General features: G+C 71.7%; 22 protein-coding genes. 5 read left to right on the forward strand and 17 right to left on the reverse strand.

The window, feature by feature from the left end; genetic code table 11:
* On the reverse strand, positions 1–748 hold a 748-nt coding region (locus tag VIG79_RS07555), incomplete at its 3' end, for an alpha/beta hydrolase (protein WP_331884158.1).
* A 65-nt stretch (positions 749–813) separates the two neighbouring features.
* Between VIG79_RS07555 and VIG79_RS07560 the strand changes: the two genes are divergently transcribed.
* Positions 814–1,272 carry a nuclear transport factor 2 family protein gene (locus VIG79_RS07560; protein WP_331884210.1) on the forward strand — a complete coding sequence of 153 codons (459 nt, stop codon included), beginning with the start codon at positions 814–816 and terminating at the stop codon, positions 1,270–1,272.
* Between the two features lie 100 nt (positions 1,273–1,372).
* Here the strand turns inward: VIG79_RS07560 and VIG79_RS07565 are convergent, their stop codons facing one another.
* The 7 genes from VIG79_RS07565 to VIG79_RS07595 all read right to left on the reverse strand — a co-directional run bounded on the left by VIG79_RS07565 (position 1,373) and on the right by VIG79_RS07595 (position 8,938).
* Positions 1,373–2,506 carry a VWA domain-containing protein gene (locus VIG79_RS07565; protein WP_331884161.1) on the reverse strand — a complete coding sequence of 378 codons (1,134 nt, stop codon included), beginning with the start codon at positions 2,504–2,506 and terminating at the stop codon, positions 1,373–1,375.
* Positions 2,507–3,499, reverse strand: coding sequence for a VWA domain-containing protein (locus VIG79_RS07570; RefSeq protein ID WP_331884164.1), 993 nt, complete (start codon positions 3,497–3,499; stop codon positions 2,507–2,509).
* Positions 3,496–4,461 (reverse strand): DUF58 domain-containing protein, encoded by a 966-nt coding sequence (locus tag VIG79_RS07575; RefSeq protein ID WP_331884166.1) that lies wholly within the window; start codon positions 4,459–4,461, stop codon positions 3,496–3,498. Before VIG79_RS07575 ends, VIG79_RS07570 begins: the two co-directional genes overlap by 4 nt.
* On the reverse strand, positions 4,440–5,501 hold the full coding sequence (locus tag VIG79_RS07580) for a MoxR family ATPase (RefSeq protein ID WP_331884169.1): 1,062 nt from the start codon (positions 5,499–5,501) through the stop codon (positions 4,440–4,442). The genes VIG79_RS07575 and VIG79_RS07580 overlap by 22 nt, the downstream gene beginning before the upstream one ends.
* A 43-nt stretch (positions 5,502–5,544) precedes the next feature.
* The gene (locus VIG79_RS07585; protein WP_331884172.1) at positions 5,545–6,483 is read right to left on the reverse strand and encodes a S1C family serine protease; all 939 of its coding nucleotides are present in this window, start codon (positions 6,481–6,483) and stop codon (positions 5,545–5,547) included.
* An 80-nt stretch (positions 6,484–6,563) separates the two neighbouring features.
* The gene (locus tag VIG79_RS07590) at positions 6,564–8,018 is read right to left on the reverse strand and encodes a sulfatase (protein WP_331884174.1); all 1,455 of its coding nucleotides are present in this window, start codon (positions 8,016–8,018) and stop codon (positions 6,564–6,566) included.
* Complete coding sequence (locus VIG79_RS07595; RefSeq protein WP_331884177.1) at positions 8,015–8,938, reverse strand: NAD(P)-dependent oxidoreductase; 924 nt, start codon at positions 8,936–8,938, stop codon at positions 8,015–8,017. The genes VIG79_RS07590 and VIG79_RS07595 overlap by 4 nt, the downstream gene beginning before the upstream one ends.
* A gap of 10 nt (positions 8,939–8,948) precedes the next feature.
* On the opposite strand from VIG79_RS07595, the gene VIG79_RS07600 reads away from it, so the two are divergent.
* Positions 8,949–9,716 (forward strand): SDR family oxidoreductase, encoded by a 768-nt coding sequence (locus VIG79_RS07600; RefSeq protein ID WP_331884180.1) that lies wholly within the window; start codon positions 8,949–8,951, stop codon positions 9,714–9,716.
* 3 nt (positions 9,717–9,719) lie between these two features.
* On the opposite strand, the gene VIG79_RS07605 is transcribed toward VIG79_RS07600, so the two are convergent.
* Complete coding sequence (locus VIG79_RS07605) at positions 9,720–10,601, reverse strand: hypothetical protein (protein ID WP_331884183.1); 882 nt, start codon at positions 10,599–10,601, stop codon at positions 9,720–9,722.
* A gap of 67 nt (positions 10,602–10,668) precedes the next feature.
* Here VIG79_RS07605 and VIG79_RS07610 point away from each other — a divergent pair, with 67 nt between their 5' ends.
* Entirely contained in the window at positions 10,669–11,079 is a 411-nt protein-coding gene (locus VIG79_RS07610) for a DUF3224 domain-containing protein (protein WP_331884185.1), read from the forward strand.
* Between the two features lie 121 nt (positions 11,080–11,200).
* Here VIG79_RS07610 and VIG79_RS07615 read toward each other — a convergent pair whose 3' ends face one another.
* From VIG79_RS07615 to VIG79_RS07640, 6 genes are all read right to left on the reverse strand, one after another.
* The gene (locus VIG79_RS07615) at positions 11,201–11,338 is read right to left on the reverse strand and encodes a hypothetical protein (RefSeq protein ID WP_331884188.1); all 138 of its coding nucleotides are present in this window, start codon (positions 11,336–11,338) and stop codon (positions 11,201–11,203) included.
* A 147-nt stretch (positions 11,339–11,485) separates the two neighbouring features.
* Positions 11,486–12,829 carry a deoxyribodipyrimidine photo-lyase gene (locus tag VIG79_RS07620; protein WP_331884190.1) on the reverse strand — a complete coding sequence of 448 codons (1,344 nt, stop codon included), beginning with the start codon at positions 12,827–12,829 and terminating at the stop codon, positions 11,486–11,488.
* Positions 12,826–14,475, reverse strand: a complete 1,650-nt coding sequence (locus tag VIG79_RS07625) for an NAD(P)H-binding protein (protein ID WP_331884192.1) — start codon at positions 14,473–14,475, stop codon at positions 12,826–12,828. The genes VIG79_RS07620 and VIG79_RS07625 overlap by 4 nt, the downstream gene beginning before the upstream one ends.
* Positions 14,472–15,437, reverse strand: coding sequence for a MerR family transcriptional regulator (locus tag VIG79_RS07630; protein ID WP_331884194.1), 966 nt, complete (start codon positions 15,435–15,437; stop codon positions 14,472–14,474). The genes VIG79_RS07625 and VIG79_RS07630 overlap by 4 nt, the downstream gene beginning before the upstream one ends.
* A gap of 44 nt (positions 15,438–15,481) precedes the next feature.
* Positions 15,482–16,096, reverse strand: a complete 615-nt coding sequence (locus tag VIG79_RS07635) for a DUF4232 domain-containing protein (RefSeq protein WP_331884196.1) — start codon at positions 16,094–16,096, stop codon at positions 15,482–15,484.
* On the reverse strand, positions 16,093–16,575 hold the full coding sequence (locus tag VIG79_RS07640; RefSeq protein WP_331884198.1) for a nitroreductase/quinone reductase family protein: 483 nt from the start codon (positions 16,573–16,575) through the stop codon (positions 16,093–16,095). The genes VIG79_RS07635 and VIG79_RS07640 overlap by 4 nt, the downstream gene beginning before the upstream one ends.
* A 113-nt stretch (positions 16,576–16,688) precedes the next feature.
* On the opposite strand from VIG79_RS07640, the gene VIG79_RS07645 reads away from it, so the two are divergent.
* Positions 16,689–17,384 (forward strand): TetR-like C-terminal domain-containing protein, encoded by a 696-nt coding sequence (locus tag VIG79_RS07645; protein ID WP_331884200.1) that lies wholly within the window; start codon positions 16,689–16,691, stop codon positions 17,382–17,384.
* A gap of 6 nt (positions 17,385–17,390) precedes the next feature.
* Here the strand turns inward: VIG79_RS07645 and VIG79_RS07650 are convergent, their stop codons facing one another.
* On the reverse strand, positions 17,391–17,831 hold the full coding sequence (locus VIG79_RS07650; RefSeq protein ID WP_331884203.1) for a VOC family protein: 441 nt from the start codon (positions 17,829–17,831) through the stop codon (positions 17,391–17,393).
* Between the two features lie 89 nt (positions 17,832–17,920).
* On the opposite strand from VIG79_RS07650, the gene VIG79_RS07655 reads away from it, so the two are divergent.
* Positions 17,921–18,958, forward strand: coding sequence for a sigma-70 family RNA polymerase sigma factor (locus VIG79_RS07655; protein WP_331884205.1), 1,038 nt, complete (start codon positions 17,921–17,923; stop codon positions 18,956–18,958).
* 8 nt (positions 18,959–18,966) lie between these two features.
* Here the strand turns inward: VIG79_RS07655 and VIG79_RS07660 are convergent.
* Positions 18,967–20,165: hypothetical protein (locus tag VIG79_RS07660; protein WP_331884207.1), on the reverse strand; the 1,199-nt coding region annotated here is incomplete at its 5' end.

A 20,165-nucleotide genomic window follows, 5' to 3' on the forward strand; every position in this document is an offset into this window, starting at 1 on the left:
CGTCGGCCGTTCCCGACACGGAGGCGACCACGAGGTCGGTCCGGTCGGCCAGTGATCCGAGCGGGTACGACGCCCACAGCAGCAGCCCGGACAGGCCGGAGTCGCGAGGTGACACCGAGATCCCGGCGGTGACCCCGCCCAGGCTGTGACCGCCGACCGCCCACCGGGTGACACCGGGGGTGGCCGCGACGACCTTGGCCGGCTCACCGGTGGCGAGGAAGCCGATGTTGTACGGCTCCTTGACGATGACGACGAGGTACCCGGCAGCGCTGACCTCGGTCAGCAGAGGGACGTAGGCGCGAGGGTCGACCTTGGCGCCGGGCAGGAACACGAGGCCGGCCTTCGGGGTGGCGGTGGGCGTGAGGACGATCCTGGTCGGGGACGTCTCGACCCGGACGGCCGAGTCGCCCGACATGGCCGCGACGGCCTCTGGCGCCGCGGCCAGCGGGACGAGATAGCCGATGGCGCCAAGGACGACCACGGTCACGACGGCCGCGGCCACTCGGCCGACGACGGTCGCCACGCGATGGTGCGGTCGGTCGCGAGGGACGTGCTGTCGCTCCGTGACGATGAGGAGCAGGCCGACGACCGCGACCGCCGCCAGCGTGACGGGGTAGGCGGGATGGCCCGCGAGCAGCGACTCTCGGCTGAGGACCGCGCAGACCACGGCACCGGTTACCCACAGTGAGCCGACAACCACTCGCCAGGCGGACCGCCGCGCGATGGTGGCAGACTCGGGCGCGGGCATGGACGACACCACCGAAGGGTGTCACGCCGCTCACTCGGGGCGAGAAGAGGACGCCAGTGGATGTGATGCCTGACGAGCAGCTCGAGGCCGAGCTGTCACCGGTGACCGTGGTGGAGTCGGACGCGTCGACCGCGGACGAGCTGCTGCGCCGGGCCACCCAGTGGGACGCCGCCGTGCGCGACCGGGACGAGTCGGCCGCCGCCGAGCTGCTGGCCCCCGACTTCGCGCTCGAGCTGGTCCAGCCGGTCCGCAACGTCATGACTCGCCAGGTGTGGCTCGAGGTGCTGGCCGACTACGTCGTGAGCGAGTGGGAGGTCGAGGAGCAGATTGTCGAGGTCGAGGGCGACGTCGGGGCGGTGCTCCGGCGGGTTCGGATGGAGGCCAGTGTCATGGGCGAGGACCGTGGCGGGGTGTTCGTCATGTCGGATCTCTGGCGGTGGATCGACGGGGAGTGGCGGGTGTGGCGCCGGCACTCGACGCCGCTCATGCCCGATCGTTTACTCGATCGGAAGCCCTCGGACTGATCGAGGTTCGCGCCGGTTCGCACCGGTTCGCACCGACCCTCTGTGCGGTGGATCGTTCCCCTCCTGAGGGGGAGAAGACACCGCGTTGTCACCTGGGGCACTAGCCGGACAGGGTGCTCCACCGGATCGACAGACCCAGCCCGATCAGGAGGATCAGGGCCGCCAGCGCGATGAACCCGGCGCTGATGTCGACGTCCTGCTGCTGGGTCGTGACGTGCTTCGGCAGGTTGGCCAGCACGCTCTGCAGCTGGTCGGCGTCGGTCGCCGCGAAGTACTCGCCGCCGGTCGTCGACGCGACGGTCTTGAGGGCGTCCTCGTCGACCACGAGGAAGTTCCGGCCACCACCAGGGGCCACCCCGCCACCGAAGTCCCGGGCGCCGCCGCCGAACCCCTGCTGGTTCATCCCACCGAGCTGTGCGGCGGAGCAGACCATCTGGGTCGGGTTCTTGGTCCCGAAGCCGATCGGGTAGACCCGCACACCGCGGGCGGCGGCCTGGACGGCGGCGTCCTGGGGCGTGATACCGCGGGTGTTCGCGCCGTCAGTGAGCAGCACGACGATCTCCGGAGCCTTGTCCCCGTTGGCGCTCGGCGTCGGGGTGGGAGTCGACGACCCGTCCCCACCCTCCGGCGACTTGGGGATCGACGACCCGTCGGGGTTGGGCGCAGCCTCAGGCGAGCTCGGCGCCACGTTGGGGTCCAGCTCGGCGATCGCGTCGATCGACTTGAGGATCGCCGCGCCGATGGTCGTACCACGGCCGGTCGTCACGGCGTCGAGGGTGTTGAGCAGGTCGGTCTTGTTCGTCGTCGGAGCCACGGCGAGCTGGGCGAACCCGGAGAACAGCACGAGGCCGATCTTGGTGTCGTCGCCCTGTGTCTCGACGAACTTGCGCACGGCGGCCTGCGCAGCGCTGAGCCGGTTGGGATCCACGTCGGTCGCGCACATCGAACCCGAGACGTCGAGGGCGAGGATCACCGTCGAGCTCGAGATCGGCACGTCCGCCTTGACCTGTGGCCGAGCCGCCGCGACGCCGAGGAGCCCGAGGCTGGCGATGACGAGGGCCACCGGGATGTGCCGCCGCCAGCGGCGGCTCGGGCCGACCGCCGTGCGCACCAGGGCGACGTTCGAGTAGCGGACCGCCGCCGGCTTCCTCCGTCGGGTCTGCCACACGTATGCGGCGAGCAGGACCGGCACGGCCAGCAGGCCAAGCAGCAGGTAGGGCTGGTCGACATTCACTCAGATCACCCGACCTCGACGCAGTACGGAGACGACCGCTCCGGCGAGCAGCAGCAGGGTCGCGATCCCGGCGACCAGCGAGGTGATCTCGTGGGGGACGCTGCGCGACACCCAGCTCAGCTGGACCGAGTCGTACACCTGCGACAACGAGGTGGCGTCGGTCGCGTTGTAGTAGGTCCCCCCGGAGATCTGTGCGATCTGCTTCAGGGCGTCCTCGTCGAGGTGCGTCGCGATGCTGAAGCCGCCCATCTGCAGCACCGTCCCGGCGGCACTCCCGAGTCCGATCGGGTAGATCTTCACGCCCGCCGCGGCGGACAGGTCGGCCAGGTTGACCGGATCCGGACCGCTGGTGTTCTCACCGTCCGTGAGCAGGACGATCGCGGACCCTTGGTAGTAGCCAATCGGCGTCTCGCCGTTGCTGCCGTTCTCGGTGTCGCCGTTACTGACGATGGGCTTGCCGGCGATAGCGCTCAGGGACGTGAGGATCCCCCGCCCCAGCGACGTCTCCCCTTGCGGCGTCAGGCGGTTCACCGAGGCGAGCACTTGGTCCTTGTCGGTCGTCGGCTGCTGGGCGACGATGCCGCTCCCACCGAAGGCGACCACGCCGATCTTCACCGTCGCCGGCTGCTTGTCGACGAACCCCTTGGCCGCGGCCTTGGCCGCGTCGAGGCGGGTCGGCTGCATGTCCTTGGCCGCCATGCTCGTGGACACGTCGAAGGCGAGGATGACGGTGCCCTCGCGACGCGGCTCCGCCACCGCGGCCACCGGGCGGGACAGGGCGAGCAGCATCACGGCGAGCGCGGCGACGAGCAGGACCGGCGCGACGTGCCGCCACCGGTCCCGGCGGGCCGTGGGGACGACGAGGCCCTCCCGGGCCAGGTCGGCCCGGCGGTCGGACTGCTGCCGCAACAGCCGCCGGTATGCGACGACGACCACTGGAATGGCGAGCAGGCCCAGGAGGGCCCAGGGCCACTGCAGGCTCGGGAGACTCATCGGCGCCGCCTCCGGCGCAGCTCGGAGATGCGCAGCAGCGAGCGGACGAGGTCCTCGTCGGTCCGGACCTGGTGCAGGTCGACGCCGGCCGAACGGGTGGCCTCCTCGAGGAGCGCCTGGCGGTCGTCGGCCGCGGCCTTGAGGCGCGAGCGGAATCCGGGGTCGGAGGTGTCGACGAAGATCTGCTCACCGGTCTCGGCGTCCTCGACGTAGATCGAGCCGACGTCGGGCAGCTCGTCCTCGCGGGGGTCGCTGACCTGCAGGGCGACCACCTCGTGGCGCCGCGCGAGCCGGCTCAGGGCCTTCTCCCATCCCGGCTCGCTGATGAAGTCGGAGACGACGACGACCAGGGCCCGGCGGCGGATCATCCCGGCGGACCGGTTCAGCATCGCGCCCAGGTCGGTGACGTGGCGCTCGGGTCCGCTCTCGTCGCGGCGCCGTCGGCGGCCGGGCTTGGTGGCCGACGCGGCCTCGGTCGCGGCGGCGCGGGCGTTCCGGCGGTCGAGGAGCACGTCGGCGATCTGCAGCACCTGGTTCCGGCCCGAGCGCGCCGGCAGCACCCGCTCCACGTCCTGGTCGAAGACGACCATCCCGACCCGGTTGCCGCGCCGGGTCAGCACGAGGGCGAGCGTCGTCGCCAGCTCCGCGAGGACGAGGTCCTTCTGCCGGTCCACCGGCCCGAACCCCATCGACGCGGAGTGGTCGAGCAGCAGCCAGGCCGTGACCTCGCGGTCCTCGACGTACTCGCGGACGTAGGGCGTGTCCATCCGCGCGGTGACGTTCCACTCGATGTGGCGCAGGTCGTCACCGGGCTCGTACTCGCGAAGGTTCGTGAAGTCGATCCCGCTCCCCCGGAACAGGCTGCGGTAGTCGCCCTGGAGCTGGCCGTCCAGCCGCCGGACGACCCGCCACTCGAGCTGCCGGAGCAGGCGCTCCGGCGTCAGCGAGGCGGCCTGGTCCATGGCGATCCTCCCGGCGAGTCACCGGGCGATACGGCGTGGGCAGACCTCTCCCTCAACGGGATCTGCGGGAGTGGGGTGGCGGCCAGGATCGGGGTCAGCAGGTCGTCGGCGCTCATGTCCTCGGCCAGCGCCTCGTAGGAGAGCACGATGCGGTGCCGCAGCACGTCGCGGGCCAGGTCGCGCACGTCGGTGGCCAGCGCGTAGTCGCGCCCCCGCAGGTAGGCGAGCGCGCGAGCGGCGAGGACCAGGTTGATCGAGGCGCGCGGGCTGGCGCCGAAGGTGACGAACCGGGCCAGCTCGGCCTTCCCGATGATCGCGGGGTTCCGCGTCGCGTTGGCGAGGTGGACCGCATACTCGATGACTCCCGGGTCGACGTAGACCTGGGCGGCCTGCCTCTGGTACTCCTTCAGCGACTCGGCGGTCAGCACTCTCTGGGTCGCGGCGAGGGTGCCGATCATCCGCTCGACGACGACGAACTCCTCGGGCGGAGTGGGGTACCCGACGACGACCTTGAGCATGAACCGGTCGACCTGGGCCTCGGGGAGCTGGTAGGTGCCCTCCGACTCGATCGGGTTCTGCGTGGCCATGACGAGGAACGGGTCCGGAGCGGGGTAGGTCTCGCGGCCGATGGTGACCTGCCGCTCCTGCATCACCTCGAGCAGGGCGCTCTGGACCTTGGCCGGGGCGCGGTTGATCTCGTCGGCGAGGACGAGGTTGGCGAACACCGGGCCGAGCGACACCTGGAACTCACCGTCGCGCTGGTTGTAGATCCGCGTCCCGACCAGGTCGGCCGGCACGAGGTCGGGGGTGAACTGGATCCGCTGGAAGTCGCCGCCGATGGCGTCGGCGAGCGTCTTGATGGCCATCGTCTTGGCCAGCCCCGGTACGCCCTCGACGAGGAGGTGACCGCCGGCGAGCAGCGCGACGATCATCCGCTCGAGCAGGTCGTCCTGCCCGACGATGGTCTTCTTGACCTCGTACAGCGCCTGCTCGAGCGGGTGCGGCCGCGCCGCGGCGCTGGGCTGGGGCGAGTCGGTCATGTCGGCTCCTTGGGCACGGTCACGGATGCGGTCACAGGCGAGGTCACTGGGCGGGGGCACCGGCGCCGCCGCCGGCCGTGGCGATGGGGACGGCGAAGCCGATCCCGACGAAGAAACCCTGCTGGCTCGGGTTCGCGAGCCCGGTGACGATCCCGACCACCTGTCCGGCCTTGTTGAGCAGCGGGCCGCCGGAGTTGCCGGGATTCACCGCGGCGTCCATCTGGATCAGGTGCTCGAGCTTCTGACCGTTGCCGATGTTGACCGACCGGTCGAGCGCGGACACGACGCCGGCGGAGAGCGAGTCGGTCAGCCCCAGTGGGTGGCCGACCGCGAACACGGGGGTGCCGACCTGGACTCCGCCACCGAGGACCGCGGGCACGAGGGTCTGCGGGAGGGTCGACGGCGACAGCGTGGCGATGTCGTTCTCCGGCTGCTGGCTGGCGATCGTCGCGGGGGAGGAGGTGCCGTCGGTGTAGCTCACGGTGATCGCCTCCGCCCCACTGACGACGTGGAGGGCGGTGAGGATCGTGCCGTCGTCCTTGACGATGACGCCGGCACCGCTGCCGGACTCTCCGCTGCTGCCACCGGCGCGCTTCGCGTTGATGAGGACGAGCGAGGGCTGGATGGTCTGGTAGGCGACGGTCCCGTCGGGCGGGGCGGCGGCCTCGGCCTTGGCCTGGTCGTCGATGCCCTTCTTCACCTTGGCGTCGATGTCCTGCTGGGTGACCGGAGCGACGGGGTTCGGCCGGGTCAGCGCGTAGGTCCCGACCGCCGCAAGGAGCAGCACCGCGACGATGCCGACGACCCACACCCGGCCGGGGACGCGCCGGGCCCACGTCCACGCGGCGACGAAGGGCCGGGCGGCGCGGGTGCCGGCCCGACGTACCCGCATACCGGCGCCGTCCTCACGCGGACGGCCGGGATCGCCATCGCCGCTCGGTCCAGCGGCGTCCGCCTCGGGCGGGGCGATGACGCGGGCCACCTCCTGACTGTACGTTCGGCGACGCGCGAGCGGCAGTGCGGGACCGCGACTCATATCGCAGTCATAGGAACCGCGTCTCCTCAGACGTCGGCGGGCTGCGGCTGTTCCGGATGCGGCGCGTCGCCCACCGAGGCCTGGGCTCGCCAGAGCCGGCGCTCGAGGTCGGTCCGCACCGACGCGTACGCCGGGTCGTCGGCGACGTTCTGGAGCTCGGCCGGGTCCTCGAGCAGGTCGTAGAGCTCCCACTCGGCCGGGTAGCGCTCGTCGGAGCAGCCGGGCACGCCGAGGCCGTCGTTGTAGAAGTAGACGAGGCAGTACCGCTCGGTGCGCAAGCCGTAGTGCGCGCCGACGTGGTGGCTGCGGTCGTCGTGCATCCAGTAGCGGTAGTACAGCCCGTCGTGCGGCGGGTCGGGGTCGCGGGTTCCGGCGACGTCCGGCCAGAACGAACGGCCCTGCATCCGGGGGTCGGCGGGTACGCCCGCCGCCTCGAGCAGGGTCTGGGCGACGTCGACGTTGCTGACGATGCCGGTATGCGCCGTCCCCGGAGTGACCGCGCGCGGGTACGACACGAGGAACGGCATCCGGATCGACTCCTCGTACATGAACCGCTTGTCGAACCAGCCGTGGTCGCCGAGGAAGAAGCCCTGGTCCGAGCCGTAGAGGAGCACGGTGTCGTCGAGGTCGCCGCGGTCGCGCAGCCAGCCGACGAGGCGGCCGACGTTGTCGTCGACCGAGGCCACGCAGGCGAGGTAGTCCTCCATGTAGCGCTGGTACTTCCACAACGCCTCGTCTTCGCGCGAAAGACCTTGCGGTACAGGCTGTTTCAGGTCCACCTTGGTGAGGTCGTCGGCGACGCTCATGGCCGCCCGGCGAGCCGTGTCGGAGCGGGTGGCGAGGTCGTCCGTGAAGGTTCCGGGGACCGGGATCTGGCGGTCCGCATACATCCCGGTATGCGCGTCGTCCGGTTCCCAGGGCCGGTGCGGAGCCTTGTGCCAGACCAGGAGGCACCACGGCTCATCCCCGTCCAGCGATCCCAGCCAGCGGATCGCGAGGTCGGTGATGAGGTCGGTGGCGTAGCCGGGCTCGACGCGCAGCCCGGCCGCGGAGAGGAACCGGGGGTCGTGGTACTCGCCCTGGTCGACGAGGGCGTCCCAGTAGTCGAAGCCGTGCGGGTCGTGGCTGACCCCGTCGGTGTCGCCGTCACCCATGTGCCACTTGCCGACGAAGCCGGTGCGGTAGCCCGCGTCCCGCAGGGCGCTGACGAAGGTGGGTTGGGTGGCGTCGATGAACGTGTCGAGGGTGCTCACGCCGTTGACGTGGCTGTAGGTGCCGGTCAGCAGAGACGCGCGGCTCGGAGCGCAGAGCGAGTTCGTCGCGAAGAGGTTGTCGAACCGGACGCCGGCCTCGCCGATCGCGTCGATGTGCGGGGTGGTGTTGACGACCGACCCATAGGCGCTGATGGCGTGGGCCGCGTGGTCGTCACTGAGGAGGAACAGGATGTTGGGACGGCGACCGGCGGGTGGTGCGGAGGTCACCGCCGCCGGCTCCGCTCCTCGATGTAGCGCTTGGTGACCGCCATGTCGGACTCGCCCATCCCCCGGTTCACCAGGTCGGCGAAAGCCGCCCTGACCGCCGGCAGCAGGGCCGCGTCGGTGCGCGTGGCCGTCGCGACGTCGGTAGCGAAGTCGAGGTCCTTGAGGACGTAGCGGGCGATCCCGGAAGGGCTGAAGTCGTCGGTGACCATCCGGTCGCCGCGGGTCCGCAGGATGCGGCTGTCCGCATACCCGCCGGCGAACAGCTCGAACAGCGTGTCGAGCTCGAGCCCGCTGCGGTCGGCGAGGACCGCCGCCTCCCCGAGAGCGAGGACGGCGGCGGCGACGACGAGCTGGTTGCAGGCCTTGGCGACCTCACCGGACCCGAGCGGCCCGAGGTGGTACGCCCGTCCGCACGCCTCGAGGACCGCCATCGCCCGGCGCGCGTCAGCGTCCGTCCCGCCGACCATGATCGACAGCGTCCCGGCCTGCGCCCCGTCGACCCCGCCGGACACCGGGGCGTCGACGACGCGGACCCGACCGTCGGTCTCACGGGCCAACCGCTCGCCGAGTCGGCGGACCCCGGTCGGCGACGACGTGGACGAGACGACGAGCAGCAGGTCGTCGGGACGGTCGGCCAGCAGCCCGTCCTCGCCGGCGAGGACCTCCTCGACCTGCGGCAGGTCGGGCAGCATGAGCAGGACCACGGTGGCGTCGCTGGCGAGCGAGTGCGGCGTGTCGTGCCAGCGGGCGCCCGCGTCGAGGAGGTCGACATAGCGGTCAGGGCCGCGGCCGTGGATCGCCACGGCGGTGGCGGGTCGCCGGAGCAGGTGCTCGGTCATCGGACGGCCCATCGCGCCGAGCCCGATCACGCCCACCCGCTCGACGTCCTGGGTCAGGTCGCGGGGTGCGGGCTCGGGCATGCTGTAGATCATGCCGGACGGTCTCTTCGATCTCACCGGGCGAAGCGCTCTGGTCACCGGGTCCACACGGGGGATCGGGTACGCCCTCGCCCGCGGCCTGCTCACGGCGGGCGCCCGTGTAGTGGTGCACGGCCGGGGCGAGGACCGGGCGGCCGGGGCGGCGGCCACCCTGGCCGGCGAGGGGGCCGTCACGCTGCCGGCGGCCTTCGACGTGACGTCGGCGTCATCGGTGGACGCAGGGGTGGGCCGGATCGAGGCGGAGTGGGGGACGCCGGACATCCTCGTGAACAACGCCGGTATGCAGCGCAGGGCTCCGGTCCTCGACTTCTCGGTGGCTGACTGGGACGAGCTCGTCGCGACCAACCTCACCAGTGCGTTCCTCGTCTCGCAGCGCGTGGGTCGGGGCATGGCCGAACGCGGCAGCGGGAAGATCGTCATGATCGGGTCGGTCCAGAGCCGGCTGGCGAGACCGGGCATCGCGCCCTACAGCGCGACCAAGGGTGGCGTCGTCATGCTGACCCGGGGACTCTGCGCGGACCTCGGGCCGAAGGGGATCCAGGCGAACGCACTGTGCCCCGGCTACATCGACACCGAGCTGACCCAGGCCTTGGTCGACGACCCCGAGTTCAGCGAGTGGGTCCGTGGGCGTACGCCGGCCGGTCGCTGGGGCGGCGTCGAGGACCTCGTGGGCGCGCTGGTGTTCCTGGCGTCCGCCGCATCGGACTTCGTCAACGGGCAGGTTCTCTACGTCGACGGCGGCATGACCGCCGTCGTCTGACCGCTAGGCCGGTAGCCGGTGCGCGGCGGCGCGGATGAGCACGACCGCCCAGGTGCGGTAGGGCTTCCAGCGGTCGGCGAACGTCGCATACTCATCGTCGGTCATCGGGGTGGTGAGGCCGTAGAGGTCGTGGACCGCCTGACGGCTGCGGGCCTCGTCGGTGGGCAGCACGTCGACGAAGCCGCAGGCCCGGACGACGATGAGCGCGCTGTAGAACGGGCCGATCCCGGGCAGCTCCTGGACCGCGAGCTGGGCGGCCTCGGGTCCCATGGCGACGAGGCGGCCGACGTCCAGGTCGCCCCGCTGGGCCGCTGCGGCAATGGCCTGCAGCCGGGGGATGCGGTCGGCCGGAAGCCCGGGGAGGTCGGTGAGTGCCGCCAGCGTCGACGGGGCGGGGAGGGCCGTGACGGTCTGGCCGGCCAGCTCGAAGGCGGTGCCGTGGGCCTCGTTGAGGCGCTCGCGGAGGGTGATGCCCTGTGCGCGGGCTCGGCGGGCGCTGATGACCGACCAGACCGCGGCTTCGTAGGGCGAGTAGAACAGCGCCGGACGGAGCCCCGGCGCCGCCTGCTGGAGCGCCCCGATGACCGGGTCGCGACGGCCGAGCTCGGCGAACCCCTCACCGTCGTGGTCGCAGGAGACGACCCGCGCGACCTGCGCGGCGACGGTCTCCGGGTCGGCGTCGCCGTGGATCGTCAGGTCGAGCTCGTCGCCGTCCTGACGGACCTCGACGCCGACCGCGGTCTCGAGGTCGTGGTCGACGCGGAAGGCCATCCGCATGACGCCGTCGAACGACCGCTCGTTGCGGTGGCCGAACCCGAACAGGGCGAGCTCCTTCAGCGAGAAGGGCCCACGGGTGGGGATGGTCGTGCTCGTCGACGTCGTCACCCGCTGATCGTCGCGGTCGGCACCGACACCGACGTCTCGTCCGCGTGCCCGACTAGGGTCCGGAGTCATGAGAGCCGAGGGCACCTTCACCGTCGCGTCGTTCGTCCCCGCTCGCATCGACCCGCCGCCGGTGGCCATCGAGGTGGGCATCCCGGTCGGGACGGCGGTCATGGAGAAGGTCTACGAGGGCGACGTGTCCGGCCGCTCGGCCACGATCTTCACGTCGGCCTTCGACATGGGGACGGGGACGGGGACGTACGTGGCGCTGGAGACCTTCGAGGGCCGGCTCGGTGACGACACCGGCGGGTTCGCCTACGTGCACTCGGCCACGACAACGGGTTCGGACCGGCAGTACGAGCTGTTCGTCATCGTCCCCGGCAGCGGCGTCGGCGACCTGGCGCCCATCTCCGGTGGTGGCGGGATGTCCGTCGACGAGGACGACACCCACCGGGTCTGGTTCGACTACCAGCTGACGTGACGGGCGCCGCTCCACGGTCCGCACAGCGGCGTTCGTAGCGGCCACCACGTCGTGATCGCGACACCTCGCCGCTACGGTCGCGCCGCTTCGCTATGGAGCCGGGCCGCCGCGGTGCGGATCGTCAGCTGGGACCGCCGTACGCCGGCGGGGCGTCCATGGAGGTGCGCAGTGTGGTCAGGGTGTCGGCCGGCACGTTGATGAGCCCGCGAACCGGTCGGTCGAGGTCGAACGTGATGAACAGCGTGGGGGCGACGATCACCGCCGCGAGCAGGGCGATCCCCGGACCGCGAAGAGGCCGACGATGAGCGCCGGCGTGCTCAGCTGGAACAGCGACACGCCTACTCCTCACGCGTCCGACGACGTTCGGAAGGTGGCGACCGTTGAACGTGACGGTCTGTCGAATCCGTCAGCCGGCCCGGACCTCCTGGTAGCGAGCCAGCGACTCCTTGCGCTCCGCGTCGTGGTCGACGATCGGGGCCGGGTAGCCGTCCGGCGGGGGATCCACGCTCCACGGCTCGTGGATCTCGTTGGCGGGCAACGACGTCAGCTCAGGTACCCAACGGCGGACGTAGGCCCCCTCGGGGTCGAACTTCTTCGCCTGCAGGACGGGGTTGAAGATCCGGAAGTACGGCGACGGGTCGGTCCCGGTGCCCGCCGTCCACTGCCACCCGTGCTGGTTGTTCGCAAGGTCGCCGTCGACGAGGTGGTCCATGAAGTGACGGGCTCCCAGCGTCCACTCCAGGTGCAGGTCCTTGACGAGGAACGACGCGACGATCATCCGGACCCGGTTGTGCATCCACCCGGTCGCGAGGAGCTGACGCATACCGGCGTCGACGATCGGGTAGCCGGTGCGGCCCAGCTTCCACGCCTCGAGCCGCTCGTCGGCCTGCTTCCCGGTGTCGTAGCGCATCCGCGACATGGCCGGCTGGAAGTACCCGTGCGCACTGTCCGGCCGGTGGTGCAGGACCTGCGCGTAGAAGTCGCGCCAGCACAGCTGACGCCGGTATGCCGGTCCTCGCCGGCCGAGGTCGGCGAGCATCGTTCGCGGGTGGATCTCCCCGAACTTCAGGTGTACCGACATGTGCGACGTGCTGTCGAGGTCGGGCCGGTTGCGCTCCGCGTTGTAGCGCTCGACGTCCCCGTCCAGGAACTCCTTCCACGCCGCCAGCGCAGCGGCCTCACCGGCGTCGGGCAGGTCCGCAGAAACCCGAGGGTCGTGAGGGATGTCGATCCCGTCCTCGGGGTGCCACGAGATCCCCGCCGGGTTCGACGTCGACGGGCTGTGCCAGCCGCGCTCAGACCATGCTCGGTAGAACGGGGTGAAGACCTTGAACGGCTCGCCGTCCTTCTTGAGCAGCTGGCCGGGCGACACCGCATACGGGCTGCCCGTCCGTACCAAGGGCACGTCGCCGAGGGCCTTCTCGACGCGACGGTCGCGGGCCGCGCCGTAGGGAGCGAAGTCCTCGCTGACGTGGACCTCGCTCGCGCCGACCTCCCTGGCCAGCCGGGGCACGACGTTCTCGGGGCGGCCGCGCTTGACCGTGAGGCGTCCGCCGTGCGAGCGGAGGTCCTCGTCGAGAGCGCGCAGGCTGCGATAGAGGTATGCCGTCCGCGGGCCGTGGTCGACCCTGAGCAGCACGTCGTCGAGGACGAACAGGGCACAGACCGGGCCGGCCTTGGCGGCGGCGTCGAGGGCTGGATGGTCGCGCAGCCGCAGGTCGCGGCGGAACCACAGGACCGACGGGGTCACGCCCGGATCTCCTCCCGGCGGATCGACCGCTCGAACAGCGGCGGGAGGTAGCGGAGCATGAGCATCGCCCAGGTGAGGTGGGTCAGCATCGGTGCCTGGATGCCGCCCGACGCTCGGCGCTGCATCCCGAACAGCAGCCCCATCACCCCGCCCGCCACGGTGAGCGCAGGATTGCGGCTGGCGGCGGTCGCGACGGTGTAGGCCGCGGTCGAGATGAGGATGGGCCGGTCGGCGGCGGCGGTGTAGAAGGCGCCGCGGAAGAACATCTCCTCGGCGAGCCCGTTGACCGAGGTGGTGAGGATGATCAGCGGCATGTTGCCCTGGTCGGCGTAGCGCAGGACGTTGCCGATGGCCCGGTTGAGGATCGGGATCTCGCGCGCCACGAGAGCGGCGCCGTAGAACGCGCCGAACGCCGCCACACCGGTCGCCACCGGCGTGATGATCGGGCGGCGCAGGTTGTCGTCGCGGCTCTTGATCCAGCCCAGGTGCAGGGGACCCGAGGCGACCGCGCCGGCCGTCCAGGTCGCCGCCAGCGCACCCGTGAGCCAGTAGAAGCGCTTGGAGCCGGGCTCGGCACTCAACGAGACACCCAGCAGCGTCGCGCCGGCGGCGCCGACGCCGAGGACGATCCGGCGGCGGCGGTTGCGCACCGCCTCGGTCTCGTCGGGGACCCGCGGCTCCTGCAGGTGGAACGGCTTGGGCAGCCGCCCGAGGATGCGGTGCACGGTGTCCGCGGGTGACGCACCGGAAGCCTGGTCGGCGCCCCGGTCGGCTCGCTCCTTCAGCGCGGTCCGTGCGGCGTCGTCGTAGCCCATCGGCTCGAACGGCACCATCGTGCGGATGCTGTCGTCCTTCACGACAACCTCGTTGGTCATCGAGTCGACGAGGTTGCGGCCGGTCGTCGTGTCGACGTCGGTCACCAGCGACAGCCAGCGGGAGGACAGCGAGGGCGTCAGCAACGGCACCGGGACGAGCGGCAGGTCGCGGCCCTGGATCCGAGCCACCCGCTGGAGCATCGACTTGTAGCGCAGCACCTCCGGGCCCCCGATCTCGAGGGCTCGGTCAGCCGCCTCGGGCAGCTCGAGGACGCCCACGAGGTAGCGGACGACGTCAGCGACGGCGATTGGCTGGGTGCGGGTCATCACCCAGCGCGGTGTGATCATGGCCGGGAGGTGGTCGACCAGCTGGCGGGTCATCTCCCAGGAGATGCCCCCGTCGCCGACGATGATGCCGGCGCGAAGCGTCGTCACCGGCACCCCGGACTCCGACAGGGCCGACTCGACCTCGCGTCGGCTGCGCAGGTGGGCGGACAGCTCCTCGGAGTCGTCCCCGAGACCACCCAGGTAGACGATCCGCTGGAGCCCGGCGCGCTCCGCCGCGGCGCCGAAGGTGGAGGCGCCGGCGGCGTCCTTGTTCTCGAAGTCGTCGTCGTCCAAGGAGTGCACGAGGTAGTAGGCGGCGTCACAGCCGGCCATTGCCTCGTCGAGCGAGTCGGCGTCATGGACGTCGGCGCCGACCGGGGTGCCGGCGCCCTCGTAGGTGTCCGGGTGCCGGGTCATGGCCCGGACCTCGTGACCGGCCTCCTCGAGCGCGGGACAGAGCCGCCGGCCGACGAAGCCCGAGGCCCCCGCGACGAGGACCTTCATGAGCCGGCCCCGGCCGCGACGGACTGACGCGGCACCGGCAGGTTGATCGCTTCGGTCACCGGATCGCCGAGCAGGGCGGTGGCGCCGGTCGCGGCGACCACGTCCGGCGTGGCCCCGAGCCCGGCCAGCACCACCGGCACGCGGCTCGCCAGCGAGCGCAACCCGTCGAGGTCCGCCTCGAACGGTTCGCTCGTCGTCGCCGAGAGGACGACCACCTGGGGCTCGAGGTAGTGCACGGCGCTGTCGAGATCGCTCACCGGTGTGTTGTTGCCCAGGAACGTCACCCGCCAACCGCATCGGTTGAGAACGATCCCGAAGACCATGAGCGGCAGGTCGTGCAGCTCGCCCTTCGGACAGGCGATCACGGCCCGCGGGCCGACGCCCTGACCCCACCCCAGCGCGAGCCCGGCGAGCCGACCGCGCAGGAGGTTGCTGGCGAAGTGCTCCTGGGCCACGTCGATGGTGCCGGCCTCCCACCGGTTTCCGAGCTCGGCGAGGTAGGGCATGACGACGTCGCGGAGCGCCGTGGTGAGGCTGAGCTCGCGCAGCATCGTGTCGAACACGCGCTGGGCGTCGGTGTCGTCGTAGGCGTCGAGGGCCCGCTGCAGCGCTCGGTAGTGGCGCATCGCCGCATCGGTCTCGGCACTGGGCGGCGCACCGGGAGGGGTCGAGATCGGGTATGCGGGTTCGGCCGGTGCCGCCCCCCGCGCCACCCGTGCGGCCTCCGCCGCGGACAGCCCGCGGGCTAGCTGGTCCTGCATGGCGCGGATGCGCAGCTCGTCCTGGGCCGTGTAGAGCCGGTAGCCCTTGGGGGAGCGGGCGGGTTGGAGCAGCTGATAGCGGCGCTCCCAGGCGCGCAGCAGCTCGGCGCTCACCCCGACCCGCCGGCTCAGCTCACCGATGCGCACCCCGACCGGCTCGCCGGGATCGCTCGCGTCCACAGGCAGCGTGACTGACGTCATACCAACACTCTACAAACCCTGGACAGACGTGCAACACCAGCGGTTCAGCGAGCGAACGGCCCGATCTCCATGAGGACGACGGCGGTGTTGGAGCAGCCCTGGTGCGTGGCTGGGGAGAACTGGGCGGCCGTGTCGTCCGGGAGGTAGATCCGGAAACCCATCGCCGGCGTGACGCCGCAGTCCGGGAAGTTCGCCGCCTGGGCCAGCTGGAGCGGCGCGCTGACCTTGGCTCCGGGCAGCACCGTCAGCATGGCCGGGGTCGCGGGCGTCCGCTTCGCGGGTGCGCCGAGCTGCTGGCCCTCGCCGCCCGTGACCAGGGAGACGCCCGGGAACCCCTGGATCACACAGGGAGCCGAGCTGCCGTTGGTGACGGTGACCTGGAGGCCGATGTGGCCGGCCGAGGCGCCGCCTGGCGCCGGCTCGACGACCGCCTTGGCGGTGTTGCTCGTGCACCGGCCGGCGGATTCCACCGGCGCCGTCGAGGAGCCCGACGTCGCTGGGGTCGTCGTCGACCCGAGGGTGGCAGCCGACGTCGAGGTGCTCGGTGCCGGTACGGGTGCGGGCGGTGAGCTACTGCACGCCCCGAGGGCGGTGGCGGCGCCCGCGGCGGCCAGCACCGCGCATACCGAACGGACGAAGCGATGTCCCTGCGTCCTCACGCCGCCACGGTAGTGGCGGCGACCGGCTCCACCGCGAAGACCGGCATACCCGGCGCTGCCGTGGCGAGCTCGGCGTCGGTGGAGCTCGTGGTCAGGCCCTCGACGAAGCGGCCGACTTCCCAGCCCCAGCGCTTCAGGTACACGCGGAGGACCCGCACGCGGTCGGTGGCCGGCACCTCGACCAGCCGGACCCGCTCGACGCGACGGCCGACCCGAAGCTCGGCCTCGCCCGCCACCCGCACGTTGCGGACCCACTGGGTCTGCCCGCGGGGAGCGACGAGGTAGCGCCGGCCGTCGAGCGTGAGCAGGTTGACCGGCACGGACTGCGGGGTCCCGGTCTTCCGACCCCGGACGGTGAGGACCCGCGAGCCCATCAGGCTCACTCCGTGCTCGGTGAGCCAGCGCACGGCCTTCATGAACGCGACGTCGCCGCGGGTGGCCTTGATGTAGCGGGTGGTGGAGGCGGGCTCCTGGGTCATGGCGTTTCTCCTTTTCGAAATTTGGAGAGCAGTGCTCTCGCTTGTCTCGAGTATGCGCGTCATCCGACGCCGAGTCAAGAGCAGTGCTCTCGAATTTATGACAGACTCCCTCCATGACCGAAGGGGTGCGCGCGCGACGCCGCGACGACGTCACCCGGCGGGTGCTCGAGATCGGCCGGCAGCACCTGATCGAGTACGGCGCGGCTGCGCTGTCGTTGCGAGCCGTCACCCGCGACCTCGGGATGGTGTCGTCGGCGGTCTACCGCTACGTGGCGAGCCGTGACGAGCTGCTCACCCTTCTCGTCGTCGACGCCTACACCGAGCTCGGCGACGCGGTCGACGCGCGGCTGGCCGAGCTGCCGCGGGCCTCCTGGGACGCGCGGGTCCTCGCGGTATGCGCGACCGTGCGCGAGTGGGCGCTGCGCGAACCCGCGCGCTACGCCCTCCTGTACGGCAGCCCGGTTCCGGGGTACGAGGCCCCCGGCGAGCAGACGACCGAGCCGGGCACCCGGGTGGTGCGGACGCTCCTCGCGCTGATGGCCGAGGGGGTTCGAGACGGTGACGTGGTGGACGGGGTGACCGACGTCCCTGTGCCGAGGGCGTTGCGGGCCGACCTGGCGCGGGTCCGCGGCGAGCTCGAGGTGGAGATGGACCCGGCGGTCGTCGGCCGCGCCGTGATGATGTGGTCGGTGCTGTTCGGGGCGGTCAGCCTCGAGGTGTTCGGGCAGTTCGGAACCGACACCTTCACGCAGCCGGCGGCGCTGTTCGAGCACCAGATCCGGCTGGCGCTCGCGGCACTGCGGGGCTGACGGCGGTCAGACGAGGGCCGTCTCGTCCACGCCGCCGAGGTCGCCGCCGAGGTCGCCGCCGACGTCCATGTGCAGGACCTCCCACGCGTGCCCGTCCGGGTCGGCGAAGCTGTGGCCGTACATCGGGCCGTCCTGCATCTTGGGCAGCCACGGTGATCCGCCGCAGGCGATCGCGGTGCCGACCAGACGGTCCACCTCCTGCGGTGACTCCGCGCTGAGGCAGGCGATCGACGTCGGACCGTTCCGGGGATCCCCCACTGAACCGGTGACGAAGTCGGCGAACCGGTCGCGGGTCAGGAGCATGACGACGATGGTGTCCGACACGACGATGGCGGCGACCTGGTCGTCGGAGAAGGTCTCGTTCACCGGGAAGCCGAGCGAGGTGTAGAAGTCCCGCGACGTCGGCAGGTCGGCTACCGGCAGGTTCACGAAGATCATCCGCCTCATGCACCCTGAGACTCCCGCGGACGCGAAAATCTGTCGGCCCACCCCCTACGGATGTCGGTGGGGTCGCGTAGTTTCGGATGATGATCCCGGTGGCCAGTGAGACCCGCACGCCGACAGCCGAGCCCCGGCCCGACCGCGACCAGCCCCAGACCGACGGCGAGTTCATGGCCCTCGTCGAGCCGATGCGCGGCGAGCTGATGGCGCACTGCTACCGGATGCTCGGCTCGGTGCATGACGCCGAGGACCTCGTCCAGGAGACCTACATCCGGGCGTGGCGAGCGTTCCACGGCTTCGAGGGACGCTCCTCGCTCCGCACGTGGATGTACCAGATCGCCACCAACACCTGTCTCACCGCGCTGCAGAGCCGGGCCCGCCGCCCGCTTCCCACCGGCCTCGGTGCCCCGGCTTCCGACCCGACCGGCGCACTCGAGGCTCGGCCGGAGATCACCTGGCTCGAGCCGATGCCCGACACCCTCGTCGCGGGCACCGCGCCGCAGGACCCCGAGGCCACCGCGGTCACCCACGACTCGATCCGGATCGCCTTCATCGCCGCCCTGCAGCACCTCACCCCCACCCAGCGGGCCGTGCTCATCCTGCGCGACGTCCTGGGCTGGCGGGCCGCCGAGGTCGCCGCCGCCCTCGACACCACCGTGGCCGCGGTCAACAGCGCGCTCCAGCGGGCCCGAGCCCACGTCGAGAAGCTCGCGCCGCCCGAGGAGGCGTCGTCGCAGCTCAGCGCCGACGACCCGGAGGTCAAGGCCAAGCTGGAGCGCTACGTCGCCGCGTTCGAGGCCTACGACATCGAGACCATCGTCGAGATGCTCACGACCGACGCGATCTGGGACATGCCGCCGTTCACCGGCTGGTACCAGGGCAACGTGGAGATCGGGAGGCTCATCGCCAACCAGTGCCCGGCGAACAAGGCCGGCGACATGCGGATGGTCCCGACGACCGCCAACGGCCAGCCCGCCTTCGGCCTCTACATGAAGGGCCTCGACGGACGGATGTGGCCGTTCCAGCTGCAGCAGCTGACCCTCGGGCCCCAGGGCGTCGAGCGGGTCACGGCCTACTTCGACCTCAGCCTGTTCGAGACGTTCGGTCTGCCGGCCGAGGTGCCCGCAGTCTGACGCGTCCCCTACCTCGGCCAGCGGGCGACGACGAGGTTCGCTGTGGCACCGGCGGTCGGTCGCGTCGCGACGTAGAGGCGGTCGCCCACCAGAGCGGCGCCCACCGGCCGGCCCGTGGGACCGTCGGAGATCGCCCATCCCTCCACGCCGCTGGTGAGGACCACCGTCCCGGTTGACGACGGGCTGACGACGACGGTGCCGTTGCCGCCGGCCGCCATCGGTCGGGGGATGACGTCCTGGTCGCCGACCGCGATGTTCGGGACGTTGACGTTCCGGCTCGCGGTGTCCCCCCGCAGCGACCACAGGGCCAGCCGGCCGTCGACCTGTCCGGTGACCAGGCAGTCGCCGTCCCCGCTCGCGCACTCGGCCGAGACCGCCTCGCTGTGGGTGCCGGCGCCGGGAAGGTCGATGCGGTGCCAGCCGGCGTCGACCCCGGACGACCGCCACACGGCGGCGGTCTGGGCGACCCCTTGGTCCAGGTGCAGGGCGGACCCGGTGACGAGGATGCCGTCGCCATCCCGCGTGGCCCCGCGTGGTCCCACGAGGAGGGTGGTGGTGCTCTCCAGGGCGGTGCCGGCGGGGTCCTGACGGGTCCAAACGCGGCCGGCAACGGTCCAGACCGCCGCATCGAGACCGGCCTTGGCGCCGCCCCAGCTGCCCACCAGCGCGTCACCGCCAGGAGTGATGACGGCGTCGACCAGGTCCCCGGCGCCCCAGCCGCCGAACGCGTAGAAGCTCTGCGGCAGCTCGTCGACGCCCGCCGCGGTGCCCGCCCACGTCGTCCACCGGACGTTCGCGTGCGCGCCGCCGTTCGCCCCGCCGATCGCGACGATCCGGGTGCCATCGGTGGCGACCGAGTACCAGCGGGCGAGCGGCGCGTACGGGGACTGCGGGTTCAGCGGGATCGGCGTCTGGCTCCCTGCGGCGTCGATGGTGAGCATCGTCGGCGACGGCGTGTCGGGGGTGTCACCGGTCTTGAGCCCGCCGACCAGGACACGGTTGCCCATCGTGGTGAGCGTCTTGGGTTCGACCCCCGCGGGGAGGGTGACCGGGGCCCAGGACAGCCGAGGACCGCTGCCGGCGGTGGCGGTCGTGGACCCGGCACCGTCGGTGGACGTGCACGCGCCGAGCGCGGCGGCCGCGACCACTGCGGTCACGACCGCTCGCCACCCCGCCGCGGGCCGTCCCATCGGCTCAGTATCGCCAC

Source organism: Lapillicoccus sp. (genome assembly GCF_036559105.1).
In the GTDB taxonomy this organism is placed as follows: domain Bacteria; phylum Actinomycetota; class Actinomycetes; order Actinomycetales; family Dermatophilaceae; genus Lapillicoccus.

What these genes read in the sequence shown, in the direction of transcription:
- VIG79_RS07625 (WP_331884192.1), bottom strand. Translation starts at nt 14,475, where the DNA reads ATGAAGGTCCTCGTCGCGGGGGCCTCGGGCTTCGTCGGCCGGCGGCTC.
- VIG79_RS07645 (WP_331884200.1), top strand. Translation starts at nt 16,689, where the DNA reads ATGACCGAAGGGGTGCGCGCGCGACGCCGCGACGACGTCACCCGGCGG.
- VIG79_RS07650 (WP_331884203.1), bottom strand. Translation starts at nt 17,831, where the DNA reads ATGAGGCGGATGATCTTCGTGAACCTGCCGGTAGCCGACCTGCCGACG.
- VIG79_RS07580 (WP_331884169.1), bottom strand. Translation starts at nt 5,501, where the DNA reads ATGACCGACTCGCCCCAGCCCAGCGCCGCGGCGCGGCCGCACCCGCTC.
- VIG79_RS07560 (WP_331884210.1), top strand. Translation starts at nt 814, where the DNA reads ATGCCTGACGAGCAGCTCGAGGCCGAGCTGTCACCGGTGACCGTGGTG.
- VIG79_RS07575 (WP_331884166.1), bottom strand. Translation starts at nt 4,461, where the DNA reads ATGGACCAGGCCGCCTCGCTGACGCCGGAGCGCCTGCTCCGGCAGCTC.
- VIG79_RS07595 (WP_331884177.1), bottom strand. Translation starts at nt 8,938, where the DNA reads ATGCCCGAGCCCGCACCCCGCGACCTGACCCAGGACGTCGAGCGGGTG.
- VIG79_RS07610 (WP_331884185.1), top strand. Translation starts at nt 10,669, where the DNA reads ATGAGAGCCGAGGGCACCTTCACCGTCGCGTCGTTCGTCCCCGCTCGC.
- VIG79_RS07570 (WP_331884164.1), bottom strand. Translation starts at nt 3,499, where the DNA reads ATGAGTCTCCCGAGCCTGCAGTGGCCCTGGGCCCTCCTGGGCCTGCTC.
- VIG79_RS07640 (WP_331884198.1), bottom strand. Translation starts at nt 16,575, where the DNA reads ATGACCCAGGAGCCCGCCTCCACCACCCGCTACATCAAGGCCACCCGC.
- VIG79_RS07600 (WP_331884180.1), top strand. Translation starts at nt 8,949, where the DNA reads ATGCCGGACGGTCTCTTCGATCTCACCGGGCGAAGCGCTCTGGTCACC.
- VIG79_RS07630 (WP_331884194.1), bottom strand. Translation starts at nt 15,437, where the DNA reads ATGACGTCAGTCACGCTGCCTGTGGACGCGAGCGATCCCGGCGAGCCG.